At 40.6% G+C, this 23,868-nt stretch carries 20 protein-coding genes; 10 read left to right on the forward strand and 10 right to left on the reverse strand.

The window, feature by feature from the left end:
- Positions 1–91 precede the first annotated feature (91 nt).
- Positions 92–1,612, reverse strand: a complete 1,521-nt coding sequence (locus AC106S_RS15875) for a hypothetical protein (RefSeq protein ID WP_482440484.1) — start codon at positions 1,610–1,612, stop codon at positions 92–94.
- Positions 1,613–1,704: 92 nt separating this feature from the next.
- Positions 1,705–3,246: a glycine--tRNA ligase gene (locus AC106S_RS15880; RefSeq protein ID WP_482440485.1), complete on the reverse strand. Its 1,542-nt coding sequence runs from the start codon at positions 3,244–3,246 to the stop codon at positions 1,705–1,707.
- 380 nt (positions 3,247–3,626) lie between these two features.
- Here AC106S_RS15880 and AC106S_RS15885 point away from each other — a divergent pair, with 380 nt between their 5' ends.
- Both AC106S_RS15885 and AC106S_RS15890 read left to right on the forward strand, forming a co-directional pair.
- Positions 3,627–4,322 (forward strand): pseudouridine synthase, encoded by a 696-nt coding sequence (locus AC106S_RS15885; RefSeq protein WP_482440487.1) that lies wholly within the window; start codon positions 3,627–3,629, stop codon positions 4,320–4,322.
- Between the two features lie 240 nt (positions 4,323–4,562).
- Positions 4,563–5,600: a quinone-dependent dihydroorotate dehydrogenase gene (locus AC106S_RS15890; RefSeq protein WP_482440489.1), complete on the forward strand. Its 1,038-nt coding sequence runs from the start codon at positions 4,563–4,565 to the stop codon at positions 5,598–5,600.
- Positions 5,601–5,742: 142 nt separating this feature from the next.
- Here AC106S_RS15890 and AC106S_RS15895 read toward each other — a convergent pair whose 3' ends face one another.
- Positions 5,743–6,630, reverse strand: coding sequence for a hypothetical protein (locus AC106S_RS15895; RefSeq protein WP_482440490.1), 888 nt, complete (start codon positions 6,628–6,630; stop codon positions 5,743–5,745).
- 16 nt (positions 6,631–6,646) lie between these two features.
- Positions 6,647–7,891 (reverse strand): DUF445 domain-containing protein, encoded by a 1,245-nt coding sequence (locus tag AC106S_RS15900; RefSeq protein WP_482440492.1) that lies wholly within the window; start codon positions 7,889–7,891, stop codon positions 6,647–6,649.
- 149 nt (positions 7,892–8,040) lie between these two features.
- Between AC106S_RS15900 and msrB the strand changes: the two genes are divergently transcribed.
- The 3 genes from msrB to AC106S_RS15915 all read left to right on the forward strand — a co-directional run bounded on the left by msrB (position 8,041) and on the right by AC106S_RS15915 (position 9,735).
- A complete protein-coding gene (gene msrB, locus AC106S_RS15905) occupies positions 8,041–8,487 on the forward strand; it encodes a peptide-methionine (R)-S-oxide reductase MsrB (RefSeq protein WP_482440495.1) in 447 nt (148 codons plus the stop codon).
- Between the two features lie 3 nt (positions 8,488–8,490).
- Positions 8,491–8,697 (forward strand): DUF7079 family protein, encoded by a 207-nt coding sequence (locus AC106S_RS15910; RefSeq protein WP_482440497.1) that lies wholly within the window; start codon positions 8,491–8,493, stop codon positions 8,695–8,697.
- Between the two features lie 282 nt (positions 8,698–8,979).
- Positions 8,980–9,735, forward strand: a complete 756-nt coding sequence (locus tag AC106S_RS15915) for a murein L,D-transpeptidase catalytic domain family protein (RefSeq protein ID WP_482440498.1) — start codon at positions 8,980–8,982, stop codon at positions 9,733–9,735.
- Positions 9,736–9,850: 115 nt separating this feature from the next.
- On the opposite strand, the gene fabF is transcribed toward AC106S_RS15915, so the two are convergent.
- The 6 genes from fabF to AC106S_RS15945 all read right to left on the reverse strand — a co-directional run bounded on the left by fabF (position 9,851) and on the right by AC106S_RS15945 (position 15,240).
- Positions 9,851–11,092: a beta-ketoacyl-ACP synthase II gene (gene fabF / locus AC106S_RS15920; RefSeq protein WP_482440500.1), complete on the reverse strand. Its 1,242-nt coding sequence runs from the start codon at positions 11,090–11,092 to the stop codon at positions 9,851–9,853.
- Between the two features lie 70 nt (positions 11,093–11,162).
- A complete protein-coding gene (locus AC106S_RS15925; RefSeq protein ID WP_482440502.1) occupies positions 11,163–11,588 on the reverse strand; it encodes a PaaI family thioesterase in 426 nt (141 codons plus the stop codon).
- Positions 11,589–11,598: 10 nt separating this feature from the next.
- Entirely contained in the window at positions 11,599–12,867 is a 1,269-nt protein-coding gene (locus AC106S_RS15930) for an acetyl-CoA C-acetyltransferase (protein ID WP_482440504.1), read from the reverse strand.
- Between the two features lie 11 nt (positions 12,868–12,878).
- A complete protein-coding gene (locus AC106S_RS15935; RefSeq protein WP_482440506.1) occupies positions 12,879–13,484 on the reverse strand; it encodes a TetR/AcrR family transcriptional regulator in 606 nt (201 codons plus the stop codon).
- A gap of 387 nt (positions 13,485–13,871) precedes the next feature.
- On the reverse strand, positions 13,872–14,288 hold the full coding sequence (locus AC106S_RS15940; protein ID WP_482440508.1) for an OsmC family protein: 417 nt from the start codon (positions 14,286–14,288) through the stop codon (positions 13,872–13,874).
- A gap of 91 nt (positions 14,289–14,379) precedes the next feature.
- Positions 14,380–15,240, reverse strand: a complete 861-nt coding sequence (locus AC106S_RS15945) for a helix-turn-helix domain-containing protein (RefSeq protein WP_482440510.1) — start codon at positions 15,238–15,240, stop codon at positions 14,380–14,382.
- Positions 15,241–15,513: 273 nt separating this feature from the next.
- Between AC106S_RS15945 and AC106S_RS15950 the strand changes: the two genes are divergently transcribed.
- The 5 genes from AC106S_RS15950 to AC106S_RS15970 all read left to right on the forward strand — a co-directional run bounded on the left by AC106S_RS15950 (position 15,514) and on the right by AC106S_RS15970 (position 23,840).
- A complete protein-coding gene (locus AC106S_RS15950; protein WP_482440512.1) occupies positions 15,514–16,392 on the forward strand; it encodes an AraC family transcriptional regulator in 879 nt (292 codons plus the stop codon).
- 415 nt (positions 16,393–16,807) lie between these two features.
- Positions 16,808–19,708 carry a SusC/RagA family TonB-linked outer membrane protein gene (locus AC106S_RS15955; protein WP_482440514.1) on the forward strand — a complete coding sequence of 967 codons (2,901 nt, stop codon included), beginning with the start codon at positions 16,808–16,810 and terminating at the stop codon, positions 19,706–19,708.
- 12 nt (positions 19,709–19,720) lie between these two features.
- Complete coding sequence (locus AC106S_RS15960) at positions 19,721–21,349, forward strand: SusD/RagB family nutrient-binding outer membrane lipoprotein (protein WP_482440515.1); 1,629 nt, start codon at positions 19,721–19,723, stop codon at positions 21,347–21,349.
- A gap of 186 nt (positions 21,350–21,535) precedes the next feature.
- On the forward strand, positions 21,536–22,837 hold the full coding sequence (locus AC106S_RS15965) for an MFS transporter (RefSeq protein ID WP_482440517.1): 1,302 nt from the start codon (positions 21,536–21,538) through the stop codon (positions 22,835–22,837).
- A gap of 31 nt (positions 22,838–22,868) precedes the next feature.
- Complete coding sequence (locus AC106S_RS15970; RefSeq protein WP_482440519.1) at positions 22,869–23,840, forward strand: glycoside hydrolase family 130 protein; 972 nt, start codon at positions 22,869–22,871, stop codon at positions 23,838–23,840.
- The last annotated feature ends 28 nt before the right edge of the window (positions 23,841–23,868 follow it).

Raw genomic sequence — 23,868 nt, forward strand, 5'->3', positions numbered from 1 at the left:
ATCGCTCACAGATTCTGAGGATTTCGTGAAAAAAAGCTGAAGCCCGATAAAAATAAAAGCTGTCCTGATCGATCAGGACAGCTTTTATTATTTAATAATTCAGTTTTTCCAGGCGGATCTTATTGAATTTCTCTTTTTCATTGAATTCCCGCAGAAGTATAAATCCTTCTTTGGCTACATACGGAATTACAATATAATTATCCTTTTCAGAAATAGGAATGATTTCCTGCTTGAATTTCCCGTCGATCACCGTATTGATAAAAAGATTCCATTTTTTCTGTCTGGTTACCTCGTCTTTCTGATAATCGCGGTAGAAGAAAGCGATATCCTTTCCGCCATTGAGGTATTGGGAGAAGAGGTAATCATTGTTGACCCATTTGGTTTTTTCTTTTTCAAAAACTTTGAGGTCCCTGATCTTAAAGTCTTTGTCTGTGTAAATGTACACCAGATCGGTAGTTTTTGACGCATTGTACTGGCCTTCCGGTTTGTATTTTTCTGCAAGAATTCCTACGCTGCCGTCATTCATAAAATAAAGATCCTTAGTTTGCAGATAATAACCGTTTTCTACAAAACCGGTTCTGTTAATTTTAGGAAGATAGGAAGCCATATCCGGTTTGTAGCTGAGAGTTTTCAGATTAAGGGTAAAATCTGATTTGTTGATGATCATCCGGGCATATCCTGTATCATCATTACCTTCGTAATTTCTGCCTGTCAGTACTATTTTATCATCAAAAGTTTTGTCATTATCAATGGTGCTGTAATTGGAAATAAAAGTATCTATATACTCAATAGTCCTGTCTGAAGCTCCGGTAACAGGCTTATTGGCAACCTCCTTTCCTGTTTTCATGTCCAGTACAAGAAGGCTGAAGGTTTTCTTACCATCGTCTTCTTTCTTCAGGATACAATACATATACTGATCATCTTTATCTATGGGAGATAAAGTGGAGAAAACTTTTTTATTGCCGTCTGTATTGTATTTATATCTCCATACCTCTTTTTTGTTTCCGTCGAACTTCATCAGGCTGTTGTTGTTGACATACTTCCCGTAATCCTTGTATTCAACGGCGAAATAGCCACCTTCCTTTGTTTCCCCAACAGCGGAAACGTAGTTGTATCCTTTTTCCTTTTTCTCTGCACGGTTCTCTTTTCTCTGGTCCTTCCAGCTTTTAGGTTCATTAATTTCCCTGAAACTTCCGTCTTCGAGGTAGTCGTAATAAACTTTCCGGGAAATGGTATTGGTTTTGGGATCAATCACCATAGATACCGGAGTGAAAATTTCACGGCTTTTCACCAGAGAATAATCCATCATCGAAGGTTTCAGGATAATATGTCCTTTAAAGTCAACATATCCGAGATAGGAAGCCGCGGTAATATCTCCTTCAAATTCCTTGTTGGCAACAGGATTGAGGTTCTTATCCAGAATAACATATTCAAATTTTTTGGTTTTGTCTCCGGATTTACCATACGAATATATTGAAACATAGCCGTAAAGATTATCTTTATCGTCAAATAGGGCGTTCATCCCTACGTGATCGCCTGAGGCCAGTGTACTCAGGTCCTGGGTTTGGGAAAAAGCAAGTGTCTGGATCAGTCCGAACACTAAAAAGGTCATTTTTTTCATGGTTGATTTTCTGAAGTCTAAAAATAACAAATTAAGACATATCATCTGAAATAAAAAAGCCCTGATTTCTCAGGGCTTCCGTTTTATATTTTTGAAAGTAAATTTCTGAAGTTGGTCTTCTCATCAATGATCCTTCTGAGATCAGCAACCGGAACTCTTTCCTGCTGCATGGTGTCCCTGTCTCTGATGGTTACCGTGTGATCCGTAAGAGAATCGTGGTCGATGGTAATACAGTAAGGAGTACCAATGGCATCCTGTCTTCTGTAACGTTTTCCGATCGCATCTTTTTCCTCATAGAATAAGTTAAAATCATACTTCAGATCATTGAAGATCTTTTCTGCATATTCTGCCAGGCCGTCTTTCTTCATCAGCGGAAGAATAGCGGCTTTAATGGGTGCCAGTGCAGGTGGTAAGGATAATACTGTTCTCTCTGAACCGTCTTCCAGAACTTCATCTTTTAAGCAGTGAGCGAATATAGAAAGGAATAGCCTGTCTAAACCTACCGAAGTTTCCACTACATAAGGAACATAGTTTTCGTTTCTTTCAGGATCGAAGAACTGAAGCTTTCTCCCGGAGAACTCTTCATGAGCTTTTAAGTCGAAATCCGTTCTGGAGTGGATACCTTCCAGTTCCTTAAATCCGAATGGGAAATTAAATTCAATATCTGCCGCAGCATTCGCATAGTGAGCCAGCTTCTCATGATCATGGAATCTGTAATTGTCATTTCCTAAACCTAAAGCCAGGTGCCAGTTCAGACGCTTCTGTTTCCACTGTTCGTAGAATTCAAGTTCGGTTCCCGGAGCTACGAAAAACTGCATTTCCATCTGTTCAAACTCACGCATTCTGAAAATAAACTGTCTTGCAACAATTTCATTTCTGAATGCTTTTCCGATCTGGGCAATACCGAAAGGAAGCTTATGACGGGAAGTTTTCTGTACATTCAGGAAGTTAACGAAAATTCCCTGAGCCGTTTCCGGTCTTAAATAAAGATCCATCGCGCTGTCTGCGGAAGCTCCAAGCTTAGTTCCGAACATCAGGTTGAACTGTCTTACTTCCGTCCAGTTTTTAGAACCTGTATCCGGATCAGCAATTTCAAGCTCTTCAATTAAAGCTTTTACATCAGCAAGGTCTTCATTTTCCAGAGATTTTGCCAGTCTTGAAAGAATTGCTTCTCTTTTTGCTCTGTATTCCAGAATTTTTGGATTGGTAGCTACAAACTGATCCTTATCAAAAGCATCCCCGAATCTCTTCGCTGCTTTTTCAATCTCTTTATTCTCTTTATCTTCAATTTTAGCACAGTAATCTTCTACTAAAACGTCTGCTCTGAAACGTTTTTTAGAATCTTTATTGTCAATCAATGGATCATTGAAAGCGTCTACGTGGCCCGATGCCTTCCATGTGGTGGGGTGCATAAGGATTGCCGAATCAATACCCACAATATTTTCGTTAAGCTGTACCATCGCTTTCCACCAGTATTGTTTGATATTATTTTTAAGTTCGGCCCCGTTCTGTCCATAATCATAAACAGCGGATAAACCATCGTAGATCTCACTGGATGGGAAAATAAAACCATATTCTTTAGCGTGAGAAATCACTTTCTTGAAAACATCTTCTTGCTTTGCCATAATTTTTTTAACGTCTGAAGTGCAAAAATAGTGAAAAAGCGGGAAGTTGAAGGAGGGAAGCCGGAAGTTTTTATATATAAGAGTATTAGGAGCCGGGAACCTGCTTTCGCTACTCGCTTTTTCTGTGTTTAGGGGGGGGGGGGGGGGGGGGGGGCGGGGGGGGGGGGGGGGGGGGGGGGGGGGGGGCGGGCGCGGCCGCCCCCCCCCCCCCCCCCCCCACCTAAACACAGAAAAGAGCTCAGACATACCGCTCAATCAGGGCTATCATACAACCTCACGGATTTCAAAAACCCGTGAGGTTTAAAATAAATCTTATCCATGAAATTTTAAAGCCTCTCTCTCCGAAACAGGAATCAGCAGAAAATCTTTACTTTTGCCCCATGTTAGAAATTCTTTACCGTGACGAGCATATTATTGCGATCAATAAACCCAGCGGACTATTGGTTCACAAATCTTTCTATGCCGGAGAAGCCGATACCTATGCTATTCAGGAGCTGAAGAAACAGATTGGGCGGAAAGTGTACCCCGTACATCGCTTAGACCGGAAAACTTCAGGGGTTCTTCTGTTTACTTTAGATAAAGATACCCTTAGAATCATGAGTGAGCAGTTTGCATCACGCGGGGTGGAGAAGAAATATCTGGCTATTCTTCGTGGCTGGGCAAAAGAAAAAGAAACCATCGATTATGATTTAATCAATGAAAATGAAGTTAAGCAAAATGCTGTTACAAACTATCACCGTCTGCAGACTTCGGAAATCGATTTACCTTTTTTAAAACATCAGACTTCGAGATACTGTTTAGTGGAGGCCATTCCTGAAACAGGAAGATTTCATCAGCTGAGAAAACATTTCAAACATATTCTGCATCCTATTTTAGGCTGCAGAAAACATGGCTGTAATAAACAGAATAAACTGTGGCTTCAGACATTTGGCATCAATAAAATGACGCTCCATGCTCACCAACTGATTTTCAGTCATCCTGTTACCAACGAAAAAATAATACTGAATGCTGCGATAGATGAAGAATTCAAAAGGGTAGGAGACATTTTAAACTTCGACCTGAGTCCGTACTCCTAGTTATTATCGGTAAATATTTTGATTACCTGTATTTTCTTTCACAGGCCTTTAAAATTAAGGTCTCAAAAAATCTGCTCAATCAGCGGAATCTGCGAGAGAAATTTTAGAATCAATATTCTTTCCTGGCAGATTATAATGTTGTCTTTTATAGATTTTGTTTATAAAACATTTTTCCATAAAATATCACAGGTCAACCACCCATTAATTTTAAATTGAGTATTTTTGTAAAACTTTTTTTCAATGTACAAAAGTATCATCAGACCCATTCTCTTCAAATTTGATCCCGAAGAAGTTCATCATTTTACATTTTCAATGCTTAAAAATTTCGGATTTCTTACCAGGTTGTTTTTTCCGAAACCTGTTGAAGATAAACGTCTGGAAAGAGAAGTTTTCGGGCTGAAATTCAAAAATCCCGTAGGCCTGGCCGCAGGTTTCGATAAAAATGCGGTTTTATTTAACGAATTGGGAGACCTGGGATTCGGATTTGTAGAAATCGGAACGGTAACCCCAAAAGCGCAGGCTGGAAACCCTAAAAAAAGACTGTTCCGTTTAATAGAAGACGGCGGAATTATCAACAGAATGGGCTTTAATAACGATGGCCTTGAAGCGGCGGTTGAAAAGCTGAAGTCCAACAAAGGAAAAATCATCATCGGTGGAAACATCGGAAAAAATACCAACACCGCCCCTGAGAATTATACCCAGGACTACCTGGACTGTTTTGAAGGTCTTCATCCTTATGTAGATTACTTTGTCCTTAATGTAAGCTGCCCGAATGTAGGAAGCCACGCCAAACTGGAAGATGTGGAATATCTGCGTGAGCTGATTACAGAAGTAAAAAAAATCAACCAGTCAAAATCTGTACAGAAACCCATATTATTGAAAATTGCCCCGGATCTTAATAACCATCAGTTAGATGAGATTATTGACCTGATTGCAGAAACAAAAATTGACGGAGTGATTGTTTCCAATACCTCAGTAAACAGAGAAGGGCTGAAAACATCACCGGAAATCCTGGAACAGATAGGAAACGGTGGTTTAAGCGGAAAACCTATCCGTGAAAGAAGTACTACAATGATCAGATACCTTTCCGAAAAAAGCAACCGTGCTTTCCCGATCATCGGGGTGGGAGGAATTCATTCTGTAAGAGATGCAATGGAAAAATTAGATGCCGGGGCCAGTTTGATACAGCTGTACACCGGATTCATCTATGAAGGTCCGGAACTGATTCATGGAATCAATAAAGAGCTTCTGAAAAGAGCAGGAAGATTACCGAGATAAAAATAACTAAAGAGACTTTTCTGTCTCTTTTTTTAAGGGCGGAATGTATCAGCAACTGGAAGAGAGGAGCTATGAAACCACCGATAATATTTATTTAAGGTAATCTGATTATCCCTAAACGCCTTCACCCGAACCAGATTATTTATTTTGACCTTATAACAGATGCATTTTTAATATCCACTGTAAACATATAGGCAGGTGAAGAACTAGATTTGCCTACCTTATACCGTATGGTGTTTCTGTCTTTGGATTTTGTTTTGGAGGTGTCGTAAATAGATTCCATACAGCTTTCCGTCAGGAATTCTTCATAGCTTTTGAAATTCCAGTCTTTCGTAAAGTAAAGAACACGGTAACCTTTTTCACCTTCACTTGCCCCGCATCTTCCGCAGGCATTAAAGTTGGAAGTATGCTCAAAATACAGCAGTACCCTGTTGCCGCTTTCCCCGGATGTGTACGAAATCAGTTCATTGCCCCCCGCCTGATTAATAAAATCAAATGTGTTGATCTTTTTATCATTGGGTAAAAACAGATAATTATTATAACGGTAGATCATGCTGTTTTCTGTGAACAGTTCTGCCTGCCGGATTTTTTTGTCCAGATAAAAACTGCCGGAAATTATTCTTTTTTTCCTGTCATCACGATCGAAGAGAATAGATTCCTTAGGATGTAATGCCTGGGCAAATTCGTCGGTTTTCTCTATTTTCTGCGGAGATGTGATCTGTTCTTTAAGTTGTTGCGAACTCAGTTTTTGCTGGGTCCCGAAGTTATACAGTGACAGTTTGCCGTAGTCATAAACTCCGGTTAACGGGATCTTTTTCTGATACTTATCATAATAATACCAGCCGTCTACAAAATACTGGTACAGGCTGCAGTCTGCAATTCCTGAGTAATTAAGCTGGATCGTGATGGGAACTCCTGCAATCTGTCCCTTGAAAATCTGTGATGAATCCGTTACAGATTTAAGCTCAACTTTCTGGCTGAAACAGCACATAAAAAGAAAACAGAACAGGGTAATAAAAGTTTTTTTCATGGTCAGTTTTCAGTTTTTAAAGGAAAAAATGGGCAATCGTATAGATGATAAGCCCTACCAGGCCGCCTACCAGAGTTCCGTTTACACGGATAAACTGCAGGTCTTTTCCTACTTCCAGTTCCAGTTTTTCGCTAAGCTCTTTTCCCTGCCAGTTTCCAACCGTCGTACTGATGAGGTTTCCGAACTGATGGGTGTTTTTAAGGATATATTTGTAAGCCGTTACCCGCACCCAATGATCAATTTTATTCTGAAGATTTTCATCGGACTTTAAATTCAGGGCAAACTCGTTCAGATTTTTGGAAAGATAGTTTTTCAGGGCAGAATGTTCTTCCTGAAGCTCCTTCATTAGTGTTTTTTTAATGGAAACCCAGATATCACTGGAATATTCTTCCAGTTTATCATTTTTGAGAAGCCCGTTTTTGATGGTTTTAAACTCGTCGTTCCACTTTGGATCTTCCTTCAGATCCACAGAGAATTCATGAATCTTCCGGGTAATCAAAGTCCTGACTTCATGCTGTGGATTCTCCTCAACCTCTTTGAAAAAATCAGCAAGGCCGTCAGCGATCTTATCTGCGATTTTATTATCCACAAAAGAAGGAATGAAAGAATAGCTGCCCTTCTTTACCCTGTCTTTGATCATTTCATCATTTTCCAGAATGTATTCCTTGATCTGCCTGGAAAGATTGGTAATAATTCTCTGATGATCATTTTTTTCCAGAATATAGCCAATTCCGTTTCCTACCACTTGGTTGAGCTTGATATCGTCCGTCATTTCAGAAACCTTTTTACTGATAAACTGGCTTACGGCCGTATCATCAAGCTTATTGAGAATATCAAGAACAATATCCGAAATATTTCTGATCAGAATGCCCTGGTTCTTTTCTTTTCCCAGCCATTCACCCACAAAATTTGAAATTTTAAGCTTCTGAATATAAGGACGGATGTTTTGAGGTGAGAGAAAATTACTTACGACAAAACTGCCGAGATTGTCTCCCAGCCGCTGCTTACTGTTTTCAATCAGGTTGGTATGCGGAATAGGAAGGCCGAGAGGATGGCGGAACAGGGCGGTCACTGCAAACCAGTCCGCAAGGGCACCCACCATAGCGGCTTCTGCAAAAGCACGGACATAGCCGATCCAATGAGAACTGCTGGACTTCTGTAAGAGGGTAGTTACGATGAAAATAACCGCCATCAGGACAAATAATCCTGTGGCAAATGCTTTATATTTTCTGAGCTGTTTTCTTTTGGCGTCATCATTCATATTCTCAAATTTACTAAATTTGGTTGTGAACCTGAGGTTTATTATAACCACAAAAGCCACAAAAAAATTAAATGCATAAGTTTTTTTAAGTTAAAACCATGCTGTTAAAGTACAGATTAGTTTGATCAAAAGATATTTAAAATAACCCTATGGAAAATAAAGAAGCAAAAAATAATCCATATTATTCCAGAACAGACACCACAAAACTCAATATTTCCAATGATGAATGGAAAAAGGTCCTCGCTCCTGATCTGTATGCTATTGCGAGAGAAGCAGCTACGGAAAGGCCTTTCACCGGAAAATACAATGAATTTGATGAAACCGGCGAGTATTACTGTGCCGCCTGCGGAAATCATCTGTTCCGCTCCACCTCAAAATTTGCAAGCAGCTGCGGATGGCCGAGTTTTTTTGAAGCAGATAAAGAAGGAGTATATTATAAGAGAGATCTTGCCTATGGAATGGATAGGGTAGAGGTACTCTGCAAACGATGTGACTCCCATTTAGGACACGTTTTTGATGATGGTCCCCAACCTACCGGGCTGCGTTACTGCATGAATTCCGTGAGCCTGGAGTTTGTTCCGGACTCTGAAAATTAGGCTATGGAGGAGCTGAAGTTCCCCAATGTACAGAAACCAATCTGGATAATGTTATCCGAACTGTATCTGGAGGCAGAACTTCAGGAGTCTGACTTTCAGTATATGGCTTTAGCCTTCTTTAAAAACCCTTTTTCTTTCAGGAAAATTAAGAAAATGGGTCAATACGAAGTTTTCCCGGTACTCTTTTCCAATTGGTTAAATCCGGCCTGAAAATGGGCTGGATTTTGAAGAAAAAGGATTAGTTAAAAATATTATGAACCGGTTGGGATCCGGAATTAAACTGAACCTTCTTGCAATGAAATATGGGTACGTGATTTATGCATATGTAAATAGAAGTTATCAGGATAAGCTGGAAGAGATTTATAATCAGTCAGATAAAACATATCACCGTTAAAGTTTCTTAAATTGAGTTAAACTTTTTAGACTTATAACCACCTGGTAATTATGTTTTTATAATTTTGCCCCACTAATTTGGAATTAATATAGTATTGAATGAAAGGATTTTATAGCGTATTAGGCCTTGTATACATGGTCACGACTTCATTCTATCTTTCTCCGGGAAAGGCGGTAAAGAATGAGAATGTCTCCACAGTAAAAACTGAAAGATTAACTGACACGAAATCTGAGAAGGCCACAGCTGCTGTATCTTCATCAGAAGCACTGTACCAATCGATTGCATTTGATCCCGGACATGAGCTGAACTATGAAGTATTCAGCAAAGCACTGACGGGATTTGAAAACATTAAAAAAGCAGGATTGCTGAACCAGGACTCGCATTTATTGACTATCTGCGATTTTTCTATGTCCTCCAATACAAAAAGACTTTGGGTGATTGATCTTAATGATAAGAAAGTTCTGTTCAACTCACTGGTAGCTCACGGAAAAAATACAGGCGAAGAATTTGCTGCGAATTTTTCTAATACGGAAAGTTCGCAACAGAGCAGCATGGGATTTTATATCACGGATGCCACTTACAGAGGAGATAACGGATTTTCCTTAAGACTTTTGGGAATGGATAAAGGTTTTAATGATGCAGCATACAGAAGAGCGATTGTGATGCATGGAGCGGATTATGTAAGCGAACAGTTTGCAGCCATGCACAAAAGAATCGGAAGAAGCTGGGGATGTCCGGCAATTCCAAGAGATCTCACACAGCCGATCATCAATACGATCAAAGGAAGAAATCTCCTTTTTATCTATTATCCGGATCAGAATTATCTCTCTTCTTCGGAATGGTTAAAAGCATAAAACAAAAAGCAGTCAGTTCAATGGCTGCTTTTGTTTTTTACACTCAATATCTTAATCCGGTTTTCCGCGATAAAACACAAAACTCTGCGTCATCTGAAAAATCTGCGGGAGCAATTTATTTAAACTTCTTGAAGATCAGGGTAGCATTGTGCCCTCCGAATCCAAAAGCATTACTCAAAGCATAGTTGATTTCCTTTTCTTTGGCTTCTCCAAAAACGATATTCACATCTTTCGGAATATTTTCATCAATCTTATGAAGATTGATCGTTGGCGGAATAATTCCCTGTTCAACAGCTTTAATGGACAGAATAGCTTCTGCCGCACCGGCTGCCCCCAACAGATGCCCGGTCATAGACTTGGTAGCACTGATGTCCAGGTTTTTACTTCCGTTGAATAATTTGCTGATTCCTCTTAGTTCCACAAGATCTCCAAGTGGCGTAGAAGTAGCATGAGGATTCAGATAATCAATGTCTCCGACATTAATTCCTGCTTCCTTAAGGGCAAGCTGCATGGCTTTAATCGCACCTACACCGTCAGGGTGAGGAGCCGTCATATGGTAAGCATCTGCGGTCATGGCAGCGCCTGCTAATTCTGCATAAATTTTAGCACCTCTTGCTTTAGCATGTTCATATTCTTCAAGAACCAGTGCTCCGGCACCTTCACCCATCACAAAACCATCCCTGTCCGCATCATAAGGACGGCTGGCCGTAGCAGGATCGCCATTCCGGGTAGACATCGCCTTCATAATAGAGAATCCTCCCACGGATGCAGGGGTAATCGCTGCTTCTGAACCTCCGCTGATGATTACTTTTGCTTTTCCCAGACGGATATAGTTAAAAGCATCCATTATTGCTGTATTTCCCGTTGCACAGGCAGAAATCGTAGTATAGTTGATGCCCTGAAGGCCGAATTTCATCGAGATCATTCCGGAAGCCATATTAGCAATGAACTTAGGAACAAAGAACGGATTGAATCTCGGTGTTCCGTCCCCTTTCGCAAATTCCATCACCTCACTTTCAAAGGTCCACATTCCGCCCTGCCCGGTTCCCCAGATCACACCCGTATCAAACGGATCCATATGGGCTAGGTCCAGCCCTGAATCCTGTATGGCTTCTGCCGATGAATACATGGCATATTGGGTAAACAGGTCGCTTCTTTTGATTTCGTTGTGGGTAAGATGAACCTTCGGATCAAAGTTTTTGACTTCACACGCAAAGTGTACTTTAAATTTTTCCGGATCAAAGTGGGTAATGGTTTCCGCTCCGCTCACTCCGTTGATGCTGTTGTGCCAAAAATCTTCGACATTGTTTCCCAGGGGCGTTACGGCACCCAGTCCTGTAATGACAACTCTTTTCATATATACTTATCTGTCCTTTTTTAATAGTCGCAGGCAACCGCCATTTTTAAAGAAAAAATGGGGTTCATGCTTAGTTGTTGATTTTGAATAGATTGGAGGTTCCTCTGGCAATAAGTCTTGTTTTGTCTGCATTCCATATTTCACATTGGGCATTTACAAACTGCCGGCCTCTTTTTATAATTTTTGTTTCGGCTACAATATTATCATTTTCTTTTGCAGTTGAAAAATAATCGATCACATTATTGATGGTGGTGATGAAAGAATTTTCGTTCAGGGAAAACATGGTAGCCCCGATAATGTCATCAATAATGGCCGCTGTTACTCCTCCATGAAGATTTCCGACCGGATTCAGCCATTCCTGCCTTACCGTATACTGAAACTCAAGATGACCTTCTTCCACGGAAATAACAATGGGATTCAGCCATTTCATAAAAGGGGATGGTGACTGGCTGAACTCTTTTCCGATAAATTGCTGAAGCTGCGCTAATCTGTCCATATATTCTGTATTATTTTTCTATAATCATGGTCACTCCCTGACCGCGGGCGGCACAAATGGAAATAAATCCTTTTCCGCTTCCCTTTTCATGGAGGAGTTTGGCCATTGTGGCAATGATACGTCCTCCGGTAGCTGCAAAAGGATGGGCTGCTGCAAGACTTCCGCCTTTTACGTTCAGCCGGTTCCTGTCGATTTTTCCCAATGCTTTTTCAAGACCGAATTGTTTAGCCTGATCATCATGTTCCCAGATTTTCAGGGTAGCGAGAACCTGTGCGGCAAATGCTTCATGAATTTCATAATAATCAAAATCCTCAAGATTCATCCCTGCTTTTCTGAGCATTCTGTCGGCGGCAAAAACAGGTGCCAAAAGAAGATTCTGTCTGTTTTCAACATATTCAATTCCGGCAACCTCTGAAAAAGTGATATAAGCCAGTACAGGCAGGTTATTGGCTTTTGCCCATTCTTCACTGGCCAGCAGTACCGCTGAAGCTCCGTCAGTGAAAGGGGTTGAATTTCCGGCAGTAAGCGTTCCGTTCTGTTTATCAAATGCAGGTTTCAGCTGTGAAAGTTTTTCCATGCTTGTATCGCGGCGGAGATTATTATCTTTATCCAATCCGAAAGCCGGAGTGATCATATCATCAAAAAATCCCTCATCATAAGCTTTAGCCATATTCTGATGACTTTTTAAAGCTAATTCATCCTGTTCTCTGCGGGAAATTCCGTAGTATTTGGCTGTGATTTCCGTATGCCCGCCCATCACCAGTCCTGTTTTGGGTTCCTGGCCTTTATAAGGAACGGGCATCCAGTCTTTAAGTTTAGGACTTAGCAGCTGTTTCAGCTTTCCGAAAGCTGATTTTTCTTTATTGGCCCTTAAAAGAGCTTTTCTCAACCGGAGAGAAGACTCGAAGGGAATATTGCTCATCGCTTCTACACCGCAGGCAATTCCGCTTTCGATCTGCCCCAGTGCGATTTTGTTTCCGATGTATACAGCCGCTTCAATTCCGGTGTCGCAGGCCTGCTGAAGATCACAGGCCGGAGTTGCCGGATCCAGTGCCGTATTCATAACGGATTCCCGGATGAGGTTGCTTTCAGAAATATGCTTGATAACCGCTCCTCCGGCAACTTCTCCCAGAAGCTTTCCCTGTAAATGATACTTTTGTACCAGTCCGTTGAGGGCCGCCTCCAGCAGCTGCTGGTTTCCCTGATCTGCATACGCTGTATTGATTCTGGCAAAAGGAATTCTGTTATATCCTACAATAGCCACTTTTTTTGTTTCCATAACTTTTATTTTTAGGATGGAAGAAGAGTGAGTTCATGATCAATCATATGAGTAATCCTGTCCAGTGCAAGGTTCAGGAATTTTTCATCGTCTGTTGTTTTGGAAAGCAGTATTCCTCCTTCAATAAGCATGATGAACAGGGAAGCATATTCTTCAGCATCCGCTTCCGGATTGAGTTCTCCGTTTTCCTGCCCATATTGAATAACCCCGGAAATCTTAAGATTCCAGGTTTCAAAAGATTTTTTAACACAGCTTTTTAAGGCCGGAAAAGAATCGTCAGCTTCAGTAGCGGCATTCATAATCGGACAGCCTCCATTGGTGAAAACCGTCCGCCAGTTTTTCCTGTAAAAAGCAGTGAAAGCATGAAGCTTATCCAGGGTGGCCGGAAATTCGTCTCCAAAAGACCTGCTCATAATGTTGCTCAGCTGTCCTGCATTATAACGGTAAACTTCCAGAGCTACTTCATCCTTATTTTCAAAATTCCCGTAGATGCTGCCTTTTGTAAGACCTGTGGCTTCGGTAATGTCCGACAGGGAGGTAGATATATAGCCTTTGGTATTAAACAAAGAGGCCGTTTTTTCAATAATAAGCTGTCTGGTCTTTTGTGCCTTTGACATTTTGTACACTGTTTTTCAGTACAAATATACAAAAATATACCAATCGGTATATTTTATTTTGAAATATTCTGTAACCAGTTTTTAATTATTATGAAAAAATCTGCACCATCTTCGAAATCAGCGGGGATAAAAAATAAACCATTAAAATCCAGTCAGAAATAAAACCAGTAGAAATTGGCAAGCCATTTCCCCAGACATTCTGTCAACTTAAAAGATTTTAATGGTTTAAAAAGGAATTAAATAACCTCAGTGTTCGGAATGAGAATTTTTGATTGATAGAGATTTGAAGCTGGAAGAGGGAAGTTTTGAAAGTCATCAGTAATAGACTGCCATCTCCGGCATTTTATCTCTAAATTCCTCAGCCCGGGTTCAGGTTAAAAATAACTTCTATGCTAAAGTTGCATTCAGTGTAATCTCAAAATTGAAAGCCGCACTTACCGGGCATCCTTCTTCCGCGATTTTAGCATACTTCTGGAATTCCTCTTCAGAAATCCCCGGAACTTTTGCCGTTAAAGTCAATTCTGATTTTGTGATTTTTCCAATGCTTGGGTCAAGAGTGATCACCGAAGTTGTTTTAAGCTCCTCAGGGGTGAAGCCTGCCTGGGAAAGTTCAGCGCTCAGTTTCATGGTGAAGCATCCTGCGTGTGCTGCTGCCAGTAATTCTTCAGGATTGGTGCCTACACCATCGGCAAAACGGCTGTTAAAAGAATACTGAGTTTCGTTTAAAGTGGTGCTCTGGGTTGTTAAATGTCCTTTTCCTTCTTTGATGGTACCGTTCCAAACGGCTGTTGCGTTACGTCTCATAATGTTTGTTTTTTTGTTATTGATATGTATGATTGTTTTTAATGTGACAAAGGTATTGCGGTTAATGGTTGGATTCAATAGAGAAAAAGACTTAAATATTGTACTTTTTTCCCGAAATGTATTTTTTTTTGAAATTTGAAGGCGTGTTTCCTGTTTTTTTGGTAAACAGCCTGTTGAAATAAGCGGGATCCTCATATCCCAGATCATAAGCAATTTCCTTCACGGGTTTATCTGTATAGAATAAGAGTCTTTTGGCTTCCAGTAAAATTCTGTTAATGATAAACTGGTTGGGAGAATCAAGTTTCAGGTTTTTAAATTTATGGGTCAGTGTCTTGGGGGCGATATGCAGCAGCTCTGCATAATCTGACACATTATGTTTCTGTCTGAAATGAATTTCAAGGTGCCTGCTGAAATCTCTGAAAACATCCAGTTCGGTACCTGAAATCTTTAAACTGCCACTGTCAAGATTCTTTTGCTTCCATTTTCTGGTGGCACGGATGATGATCTGTTTTACATAGGTTCTGATCATTTCTTCAGCGGAGGAGTCTTTAAGTTCAAGTTCATCTTTAATGTGCTGAAAAAGATTTCTGATACTTATGGCTTCTTCAGGATCAAGCTCCACAAAGGGGATTTCAAAAACATTATGAAACAGAAGCCCGTCGCAGGCCACTTCTTTATCGTGGATCTGAATACAGTAAAAATCACGGTTATAATAAAGCAGCAGCGCATCTTCTTTACCTTTTCCGATCTTCATACGCTGCCCGGTCAGAAAAAATAAAGAAGGAACTGAAGTTCTGTAATGGTTAAAATCTACGGTCAGTTCATAACCTTCAGGAATGAATAGAATTTTAATGTCTGATATAAAAAGATTACTGTGAATGGCTTCCGGGTTTCCTTCCGAAAACATTTCCAGCCCCAGTTTTTTATATTGATCTTCAAAAATAAGCGGCATAGGATTACTTTACCTTAAAGATACAAAAAGAAATGATGGCTGAGGTGGAAGTTAGTACTGAAGAAGCAGCTTAATGAAATATGAGGGGGCCAGGTTAAAATATTTCCCTTTTTAAGGGTGAATTAAGAGTTAATCTTGTCTGGCGGAGCCGCTGTTTCCAGATTTTCAATAAAAAACAGATAAAAAATAAAAATTATATATTAGTTGATTGTTTTTTTATCAATTTTGTAAAAGTACTGTATTTGATTTATAACTTAACTTTTTTAGCCACTCATGAGCAAGTTAGAAAATATATTGAGAGAAATAACGCCGTTATCTCCCGAGGACAGTTTTCTTGTATTTGACCGCATCAAAGCATCGTTTGATTTTCCCTATCATTACCACCCGGAAGTGGAGATCAATTTTGTTTATAAAGGCAAAGGATATCGCAGAATGATCGGTGATCACACCGGGGAGATAGGCGATTACGAACTGGTTTTGGTAGGACCGAACCTGCCGCATTGCTGGGCCAATCATAAATGTAAAAACAGGAAAACCCACGAAATTACCGTACAGTTCAATCAGGATTTTTTTAACCAGTCGATGATGGATAAGAACATCCTGAAACCGATCAGCAATCTGATGAAAGATTCTATCAAAGGGATTCTGTTTTCACCGGAACTGGCAGAAAAACTGAAAGATTCTTTTCTCAACCTGTCGAAAATGAGCAGTTTCGAATCTTTCATCGAAATCATGAAAATTCTGAATGAACTGGCTACTGCAGAAGAAAAGACCCTGCTGTCTTCATACAGCATTGAACTTGAAACATTTGCCGATAATGATAAAATGAAAATTGTTCATGATTTTGTCCATAAAAATTTTGAAAGTAAAATATCCCTGAACGATGCGGCATCACTGGTCAGCATGAGCAATGTAACGTTCAACAGGTTTATTAAAAAAAGAACGGGTAAAACTTTTGTGAATTATCTTAATGAAATCAGGATCAGCTACGCAGCCAGATGGCTGATGGAAAAGAATCTTACGGTTTTCGAAACCGCCTTTGAGGCCGGATTTAACAATATTGCTAATTTCAACAAAGTTTTCAAATCGATTAAAAAGACAACCCCTACTGAATTTAAAGAACAGTTCAAGGGAGTGAAAAAAATCGAATAATGCGATAAAATTTAAAAATTATACTGCTCATTGGCAGAATCCGGAACGCTGTTTCCGGATTTTTTTTGCTGAAAACTTCATAATTACCCCATATTTTCACCAAAACACATCAAAAACTGTGTTAAAACTGTAAAGCTGAATAAGGCATAAATTGTTGGTATATAGATCAAAATAAACGGTTTTTAAACAGACCTGAAAAAATAATATCGTTTTATGATAAAATAATGTTATATCCGGCTGTTTACAAAATTTAGATTTGCTAATGTGAATTAAATCTTAATCAAACTTTAAATTATTTGACGCTTTTTAATCATAACGTTGCGAAAAAATCACAATGGCTATGCTTTATGTTTCAAAATCATATTTGAAGAAGTGCGGTTGATTCTCAAATAAATCTAAATTAATCCTAAACCTTATGAGAAAAACTGTTATACCGGTTTTATTAGCTATTTCTTTATCTGCTCATGCACAGGAAGCTCAGAAGGCAGATACTGCTAAAACAACCAAAATAGAAGAAGTGGTTGTTACTTCTTTAGGGATCAAAAGGCAGGCGCGGTCTTTAACGTATTCGAGCCAGCAGATTGGCGGGGATGAACTTACGGAAGTAAAGACCCCCAATCTTTTAAACTCTATCAACGGCAAGGTTTCCAATGTACAGATCAATAAGACCAACGGAGGTGTAGGAGGATCTGTAAGGGTAGTGATGAGAGGGGACAAATCAACAAGAAACAGCCAGCCGCTGTATGTGATTGACGGGATTCCTATCATCAATAATACAAAAGGGCCTAATGTAGATTTTTTTGCATCCATGCCGGATACAGGTGATGTACTGAGTACAATCAATCCGGAAGATATTGAAAGCATTAACTTCCTGAAGGGTGCTTCAGCTGCTGCATTATACGGTGCTGCCGGAGGTAACGGTGCCGTTCTGATTGTTACTAAAAAAGGAAGGGCAGGGAAAAGTAAGCTGTCTTATACAACGAGTCTTACCCTGGATAAGGCATACAGTCTTCCCGAATTGCAGTACAGCTATCTGCAGAGTATTCCTTATGATCCTGCTGCCGGGCAAACCGGTTCTCAACAGAGCTGGGGACCGAAAGGGACTTCAAAGGATTATCTTAAAGACTTTTTACAAACCGGAACAACCTGGGTCAACAATATTTCATTTCAATCGGGAAATGAGAAATCCAATAACTTTTTCTCTCTGGGAAATACGACCAATAAAGGAATCATTCCTACTTCCATATTTGACCAGTACAATATTAATTTCAGAAATTCAAGTAAATTTCTGGATGATAAACTGACACTTGATGCCAACTTTATGGGGTCTCTGCAGAACAGTAAAAACAGACTTACTCCGGGATCTTATTATTCCCCGCTCGTCAATCTGTACTGGCTGCCAAGAGGTATTGATTTCGATCAGTTCAGCGGGGCCAATTATACCTATCAGAACAATAACAGATTGCTTCCCGCACAAAACTGGTGGGCTATAAAACCGGACGGAAGCTTTAGTGTAGAATCTCAGAATCCGTACTGGATTCTTTATAAAAACCCGGTAACAACAAAAAATAAAAACCTTTACAGTGCTGTGACACTCAGCTACCAGATCAATCCGTGGCTGTCTGCCAGACTGAGAGGAAATTACGGCTATACCACTTCAGACAGCCAGCGTAATGTAGCGGTTTATTCCTTGCCTGTTTTATTGGGAGGAAATGATAATGGTAAACTTTACAAAGATGTAATAGAGAGCACCTCTACTTATGGTGACGCGTTGCTTATCGGAAGTCCGAAAATCAATGATGATATCTCCCTGGATTTTACGGTGGGAGGAAGTATTAATACACAAAGGTATACATCAAGCAGTATAGAGAACAATCTTTTGGTCATTCCCAATCTTTTTACACAGAATAACTTACAGTGGCCGGGGCAGAACGGAAACGGGGTGAGCTACCTGTATTACAGTACAAAGAAACAGACTCAATCTGTTTTTGCAAGTGCCAATCTTGGGTATAAGAAATTCCTGTATCTTGATCTTACATTCAGAAATGACTGGGATTCAACGCTGTCGGGAACCGGAAGGATTTCTTTTGACTATGAATCAGTAGGATTAAATGCTATTTTGTCTGAAATTTTTAATCTTCCGGAATCTGTCAGCTTCTGGAAGGTAAGGGCATCCTATGCAGAAGTAGGAAACGGACTGTATTCTAACCTTACCGCACCTAATATTTACCGTTACCAGGTAAATGCAGGAACGATGATCACACCGGTTTCTTCTCCCGTTACCAATCCTGAATTCTCTGAGCTTTTTGCCAAACCTGAGCTTAACAGGACTTTTGAGGCAGGAACAGAGCTCCGGCTTTTTAAAAACCGGTTGAGTTTTGATTTTACATACTACAATTCAGTAGTATCCAACCAGCTCCTGCAGGCCGTGGAAATATCGTCCAATTTAGGATTCGGGACCGGAAGGTTTGATGTGAATGCAGGAAAAATTCAGAACAGAGGATTTGAATCAAGTTTATCATACAAAGCATTTACCGGAAATAAGTTCGGCTGGACAACAACAATTAATGCTTCAGCCAATAAAAATACCATTAAAGAGCTTTTTCCGTCCAGGCTGAAGATTTCCGACGACAAAACTTTTGTACTTACAGGAGGCGGATATAACAGGCTAAAAGTAGGCGGATCATTCGGGGATATTTACGGGTCGGTCTTTAAAAGAGACGGACAGGGAAGAATTATTGTGGATGCCGACGGCGTTCCGTTAAGAGATGAGAATCAGGTACAGTATCTGGGAAATCCCAATCCGAAATTCATTCTCGGCTTCAACAACTCTTTCAATATCGGGAAACTGGGAATCAGTTTTCTTATTGACGGGAAATTTGGCGGAAAAGTGTTGGGCTATACGCAGGCTAAAAATGATCAGTACGGCGTAAGTAAAGCCAGTGCAGATGCCCGTGATAGAGGAGGGGTATCTGTTCCCAATGCCGTGTATGAAAACGGAACTCCCTATACAGGGCTGACCGATGCTGAAAAATATTATTCAAAAGTAGCGGGATCTGTTGATGAGCCGTACATGTATAAAGCAACAGCCGTACGGTTGAGACAGGCTTCAGTGTCCTATACCTTTGATATCCATTCAAAATATATAGACAATGCTACGGTAAGTTTAATCGGAAGCAATCTGTTTTTCCTGTACAAAGATGCTCCGTTCGATCCTGAGCAGGTATCCGGGGTTAATCCGGGTGGTGTGGGAATCGATATGTTTGGAATGCCTATCACCCGATCTGTCGGTTTATCATTAAAAGCTAACTTCTAATTTTAAGAACAAATGAAAATATCATATATTAAAACGGTATCACTCAGTGCACTTATGCTGTTTTCTGCTCTGAACTGCACAGGTGAGTTTGATCAGTACAACCAGGAATATATCGGAGGACCTGAGAATTTCAATGCTGATTTTACCCAGATTGTGAATCCTTTAAAACTGATGCAGAGAAATCAGCAGAGTTCTACCAACTGGATCTATCAGCTTCAGACCAACCTTAATGCAGATATGTACAGCGGCCTTTTCAGTACAGGAACACCCTACAACGGAGGAAGAAATAATACTACTTATTTTATTATGGATAACTGGAATGAGAGGATCATGATGACGCAGCTGGAAGATGTTTTTGACAAATCAAAAACCATTAATGCTGTCATCAGAGAAAATTATCAGGGGATAAACTTTAAGGGATCGCTTGCTCTTGCAAAAATTCTCAGAGTAATTTCTGCCGGCAAGGTTTCAGATGCCCACGGACCTATTATTTACAGTAAGTTCGAAACACCCGATCCTATAACAGGGATTACCGATTTTGACTCCCAGCAGGAAGCTTATCATAATTTCATTGCAGATCTTACTTCAGCCATTTCCGACCTGCAGCAGACCCCTGGAGTGGAAGATAAAGCGGTCATCAGCAAATCTGATCTGATATACGGAGGTAATCTGCTCAACTGGGCAAAGCTTGCCAACTCTCTGAAATTAAGATTTGCCATGAGAATAAGCTATGCCGACCCTGCAAAATCAAAACTGTATGCAGAAGAAGCTTTGGCCTCACCTGTCGGATTTATTGATGATAACTCTGCGAATGCTCTGATTAACTATGGAGGAGCTTCCCCTCTCAGCGATATTATTTATTCCTGGGGAGACTGCAAAATAGGGGCGCCTTTAATGGCATTTATGAACGGATATAATGATCCGAGAAAAACAGCATATGCCAAACCTGCCACAGATCCTTCCGTAGCCGGACAGTATATCGGGGTGAGACAGGGAGTTGATATGGGAGGAAGCAAGGACCGGTACGGAGATTTTTCCCAACCTATTGCCGCAGCTGCGGGCGGAGATTATTTTTCTAACAGCAACGGTAAAAACAAAATTATGACAGCCGCAGAAATCTGGTTTCTGAAAGCGGAAGCTGCCATCAGAGGTTATGCCGGAGCGGGAGATGCCGGAACAAATTATAATAAAGGAATCGAAATGTCTTTTGCAGAATGGGGGAAAAGCTCATCTTATGCAGCTTATATAGCAGATGCAACTTCTACGGAAGCTCCCTATATCGATCCTAAAAATGCCTCAAACAGTATTCCGGCAGGAAGCCCGATGCTGAGCACAATTACCATTAAATGGAATAACGGAGATTCTTTTGAAAGAAAACTGGAACGGATCATCACCCAGAAATGGATTGCTGTTTATCCCGATGGTCCCGAAGCATGGGCGGAACAGCGGAGAACAGGTTACCCTGTGATTTTCAGAAATGTTCTTAACGACAGTCAGGGAACCATCAGTACCGATGCAATGATCAGAAGGGTTCCTATTCCTACCAAGTATAGAAACAATACCCTGAACTATGCGCAGGCGCTGCAATTCCTCGGCGGCCCGGATACAGGAGGTACAAAACTGTGGTGGGATAAAAAATAATACTTTTCAGGATCAATTATAAAGAAAACAGAAGGCCGTCTCAAAAAATAGATTTAATTTGGTTTTTTCATGCCGGTATAGAAAAATCTTTTACAAATTCGTTTTTAAGATTATTCTTTTTTAGTTTCGTTCATCCGGGATGACAATTTTGAGAGGCCTTCTTTTCTTTAACATTTTAGTTTGAATATGGAAAAAAACAAATCCGAGACACATCCGGTACAACCGATTTTCTGGATCTCAACATTATATTTTGCAATGGGAATCCCCTTTGTAACCATTAATGCTGTTTCCGGAATCATGTATAAAGATATGGGTGTTTCAGATGCGCAGATCACCTTCTGGACAGGACTTGTTATGCTTTCCTGGACGCTGAAGCCACTCTGGAGCCCTTTTCTGGAGATCTATAAAACCAAAAAGTTCTTTGTTCTTTTTACACAGGCAGCTATCGGGGTTCTTTTTGCTCTCATTGCGCTGAGTCTCCCGCTTCATGATTTTTTCAGATACAGTATTGCCCTTTTTGCCGCAGTTGCTTTCTGTGGCGCCACACACGATGTGGTGGCAGACGGCACCTATATCGCTTTTCTTTCCAATAAAGAGCAGGCAAGGTATATCGGCTGGCAGGGAGCTTTCTACAATCTGGCCAAAATTATCAGTAGCGGTGCACTGGTGTATTTTGCCGGTGTTCTTGAGAAAACAAAAGGAATTACCCATGCCTGGATGATCATCATGGGGATTTATGCCGCCTTATTTTTCGTCCTGGCAGTTTATCATTACCGGGTGTTGCCGGAAGAACAGAAAAATGAAAATGAAAAAAAGGAAAGAAATGCAGGAAATATCCGTAAAGAACTGCTGGAAGTGATCACTTCTTTTTTTACCAAACGGAATATTCTGTGGTCGGTTATGTTTATTATCCTGTACCGTTTTGCCGAAGGATTTGCCATTAAGATCGCGCCTTTGTTTTTTAAGGCACCCCGCACTTCGGGAGGCCTGGGATTATCCACTTCAGATATAGGGCTTATTTATGGAACCTATGGGTCTGCTGCATTTATTTTAGGCTCTGTGCTGGCAGGATATTTTATTTCAGCAAGAGGACTTAAAAAATCTCTGATCTGGCTTTGCTGCGCATTTAATATCCCGTTTGTGGTGTATGCGCTGCTGGCTCATTATCAGCCGGAAGATCTTTTTTCAGTAGGACTGGCTGTGGTTACTGAATATTTCGGATATGGTTTTGGTTTTGTGGGGCTGATGCTGTACATGATGCAGCAGATTGCGCCCGGAAAACACAAAACGGCCCATTATGCATTTGCCACCGGAATTATGAATCTCGGAGTCATGATCCCCGGAATGTTCAGCGGCATGATCAGTGACTGGATCGGATATAAAATGTTTTTCATCTGGGTGCTGATCGCTACGATACCGGCATTTATAGTAACCCTGATGGTCCCGTTCCCACATGCTGAAAAACCAAAAGAAGAATTAGTTAATTAATAATAAAAAAATAAAAAAGTAATACTACTTTATGACATCTCAATCAGTAATGATCCCGTGGCAGGAACGCCCGAAAGACTGCCGTGATATTATGTGGCGCTTCTCTGAAAACCCGATTATCAGCAGGTATGCAATTCCCACGTCCAACAGTATTTTCAATAGCGCGGTGGTCCCTTTTGAAGACGGATTTGCAGGCGTTTTCCGGTGCGACAACAAAGCCGTACAGATGAATATCTTTGCCGGTTTCAGTAAAGATGCCATTCATTGGAAAATCAACCATGATCCCATTGACATGAAAGCCGGGAATACCGATATGATCGAATCCGATTATAAATATGACCCGCGGGTAACCTTTATTGAAGACCGCTACTGGATCACATGGTGTAACGGGTACAATGGCCCCACTATCGGAATAGGATATACCTTCGATTTTAAAGAATTTTTCCAGTGTGAGAATGCCTTTCTGCCTTTCAACAGAAACGGAGTGCTTTTTCCTGAAAAGATCAATGGGAAATATGCAATGCTGAGCCGCCCGAGTGATAACGGTCATACTCCTTTTGGGGATATTTACATCAGTTACAGTCCGGATATGAAATATTGGGGAGAGCACAGATGTGTTATGAAAGTCACTCCTTTTGAAGACAGTGCATGGCAGTGTACAAAAATCGGAGCAGGGCCGGTGCCAATCAAAACCAGTGAAGGATGGCTGCTTTTCTATCATGGCGTAATTAATACCTGCAGAGGATTCAGATATTCTATGGGAGCCGCGCTGCTTGATCTGGAAGATCCTTCAAAAGTATTGTACAGAACAAAACCATACCTGCTGGCCCCTGCGGAAATGTATGAACTTACGGGAGATATTCCCAACGTCATCTTTCCTTGTGCTGCATTAACTGAAGGAGATAAGGTGGCAGTATATTACGGGGCTGCCGATACGGTAGTGGCTGTTGCTTTTGGATATATTTCGGAAATCATTGATTTTATGAAAATTAATTCAATTTAATAGCATAAAAAATGTAATAAGACCTGTA

This window comes from Chryseobacterium sp. FR054, from assembly GCF_056844565.1.

Bases quoted from the DNA above. Each gene is read 5' to 3' on its own strand.
- AC106S_RS15915 (WP_482440498.1), top strand. From the start codon at position 8,980: ATGAAAGGATTTTATAGCGTATTAGGCCTTGTATACATGGTCACGACT.
- AC106S_RS15900 (WP_482440492.1), bottom strand. From the start codon at position 7,891: ATGAATGATGACGCCAAAAGAAAACAGCTCAGAAAATATAAAGCATTT.
- AC106S_RS15955 (WP_482440514.1), top strand. From the start codon at position 16,808: ATGAGAAAAACTGTTATACCGGTTTTATTAGCTATTTCTTTATCTGCT.
- msrB (WP_482440495.1), top strand. From the start codon at position 8,041: ATGGAAAATAAAGAAGCAAAAAATAATCCATATTATTCCAGAACAGAC.
- AC106S_RS15965 (WP_482440517.1), top strand. From the start codon at position 21,536: ATGGAAAAAAACAAATCCGAGACACATCCGGTACAACCGATTTTCTGG.
- AC106S_RS15910 (WP_482440497.1), top strand. From the start codon at position 8,491: ATGGAGGAGCTGAAGTTCCCCAATGTACAGAAACCAATCTGGATAATG.
- AC106S_RS15935 (WP_482440506.1), bottom strand. From the start codon at position 13,484: ATGTCAAAGGCACAAAAGACCAGACAGCTTATTATTGAAAAAACGGCC.
- AC106S_RS15895 (WP_482440490.1), bottom strand. From the start codon at position 6,630: ATGAAAAAAACTTTTATTACCCTGTTCTGTTTTCTTTTTATGTGCTGT.
- fabF (WP_482440500.1), bottom strand. From the start codon at position 11,092: ATGAAAAGAGTTGTCATTACAGGACTGGGTGCCGTAACGCCCCTGGGA.
- AC106S_RS15875 (WP_482440484.1), bottom strand. From the start codon at position 1,612: ATGACCTTTTTAGTGTTCGGACTGATCCAGACACTTGCTTTTTCCCAA.
- AC106S_RS15940 (WP_482440508.1), bottom strand. From the start codon at position 14,288: ATGAGACGTAACGCAACAGCCGTTTGGAACGGTACCATCAAAGAAGGA.
- AC106S_RS15925 (WP_482440502.1), bottom strand. From the start codon at position 11,588: ATGGACAGATTAGCGCAGCTTCAGCAATTTATCGGAAAAGAGTTCAGC.
- AC106S_RS15970 (WP_482440519.1), top strand. From the start codon at position 22,869: ATGACATCTCAATCAGTAATGATCCCGTGGCAGGAACGCCCGAAAGAC.
- AC106S_RS15960 (WP_482440515.1), top strand. From the start codon at position 19,721: ATGAAAATATCATATATTAAAACGGTATCACTCAGTGCACTTATGCTG.
- AC106S_RS15890 (WP_482440489.1), top strand. From the start codon at position 4,563: ATGTACAAAAGTATCATCAGACCCATTCTCTTCAAATTTGATCCCGAA.
- AC106S_RS15950 (WP_482440512.1), top strand. From the start codon at position 15,514: ATGAGCAAGTTAGAAAATATATTGAGAGAAATAACGCCGTTATCTCCC.
- AC106S_RS15885 (WP_482440487.1), top strand. From the start codon at position 3,627: ATGTTAGAAATTCTTTACCGTGACGAGCATATTATTGCGATCAATAAA.
- AC106S_RS15930 (WP_482440504.1), bottom strand. From the start codon at position 12,867: ATGGAAACAAAAAAAGTGGCTATTGTAGGATATAACAGAATTCCTTTT.
- AC106S_RS15945 (WP_482440510.1), bottom strand. From the start codon at position 15,240: ATGCCGCTTATTTTTGAAGATCAATATAAAAAACTGGGGCTGGAAATG.
- AC106S_RS15880 (WP_482440485.1), bottom strand. From the start codon at position 3,246: ATGGCAAAGCAAGAAGATGTTTTCAAGAAAGTGATTTCTCACGCTAAA.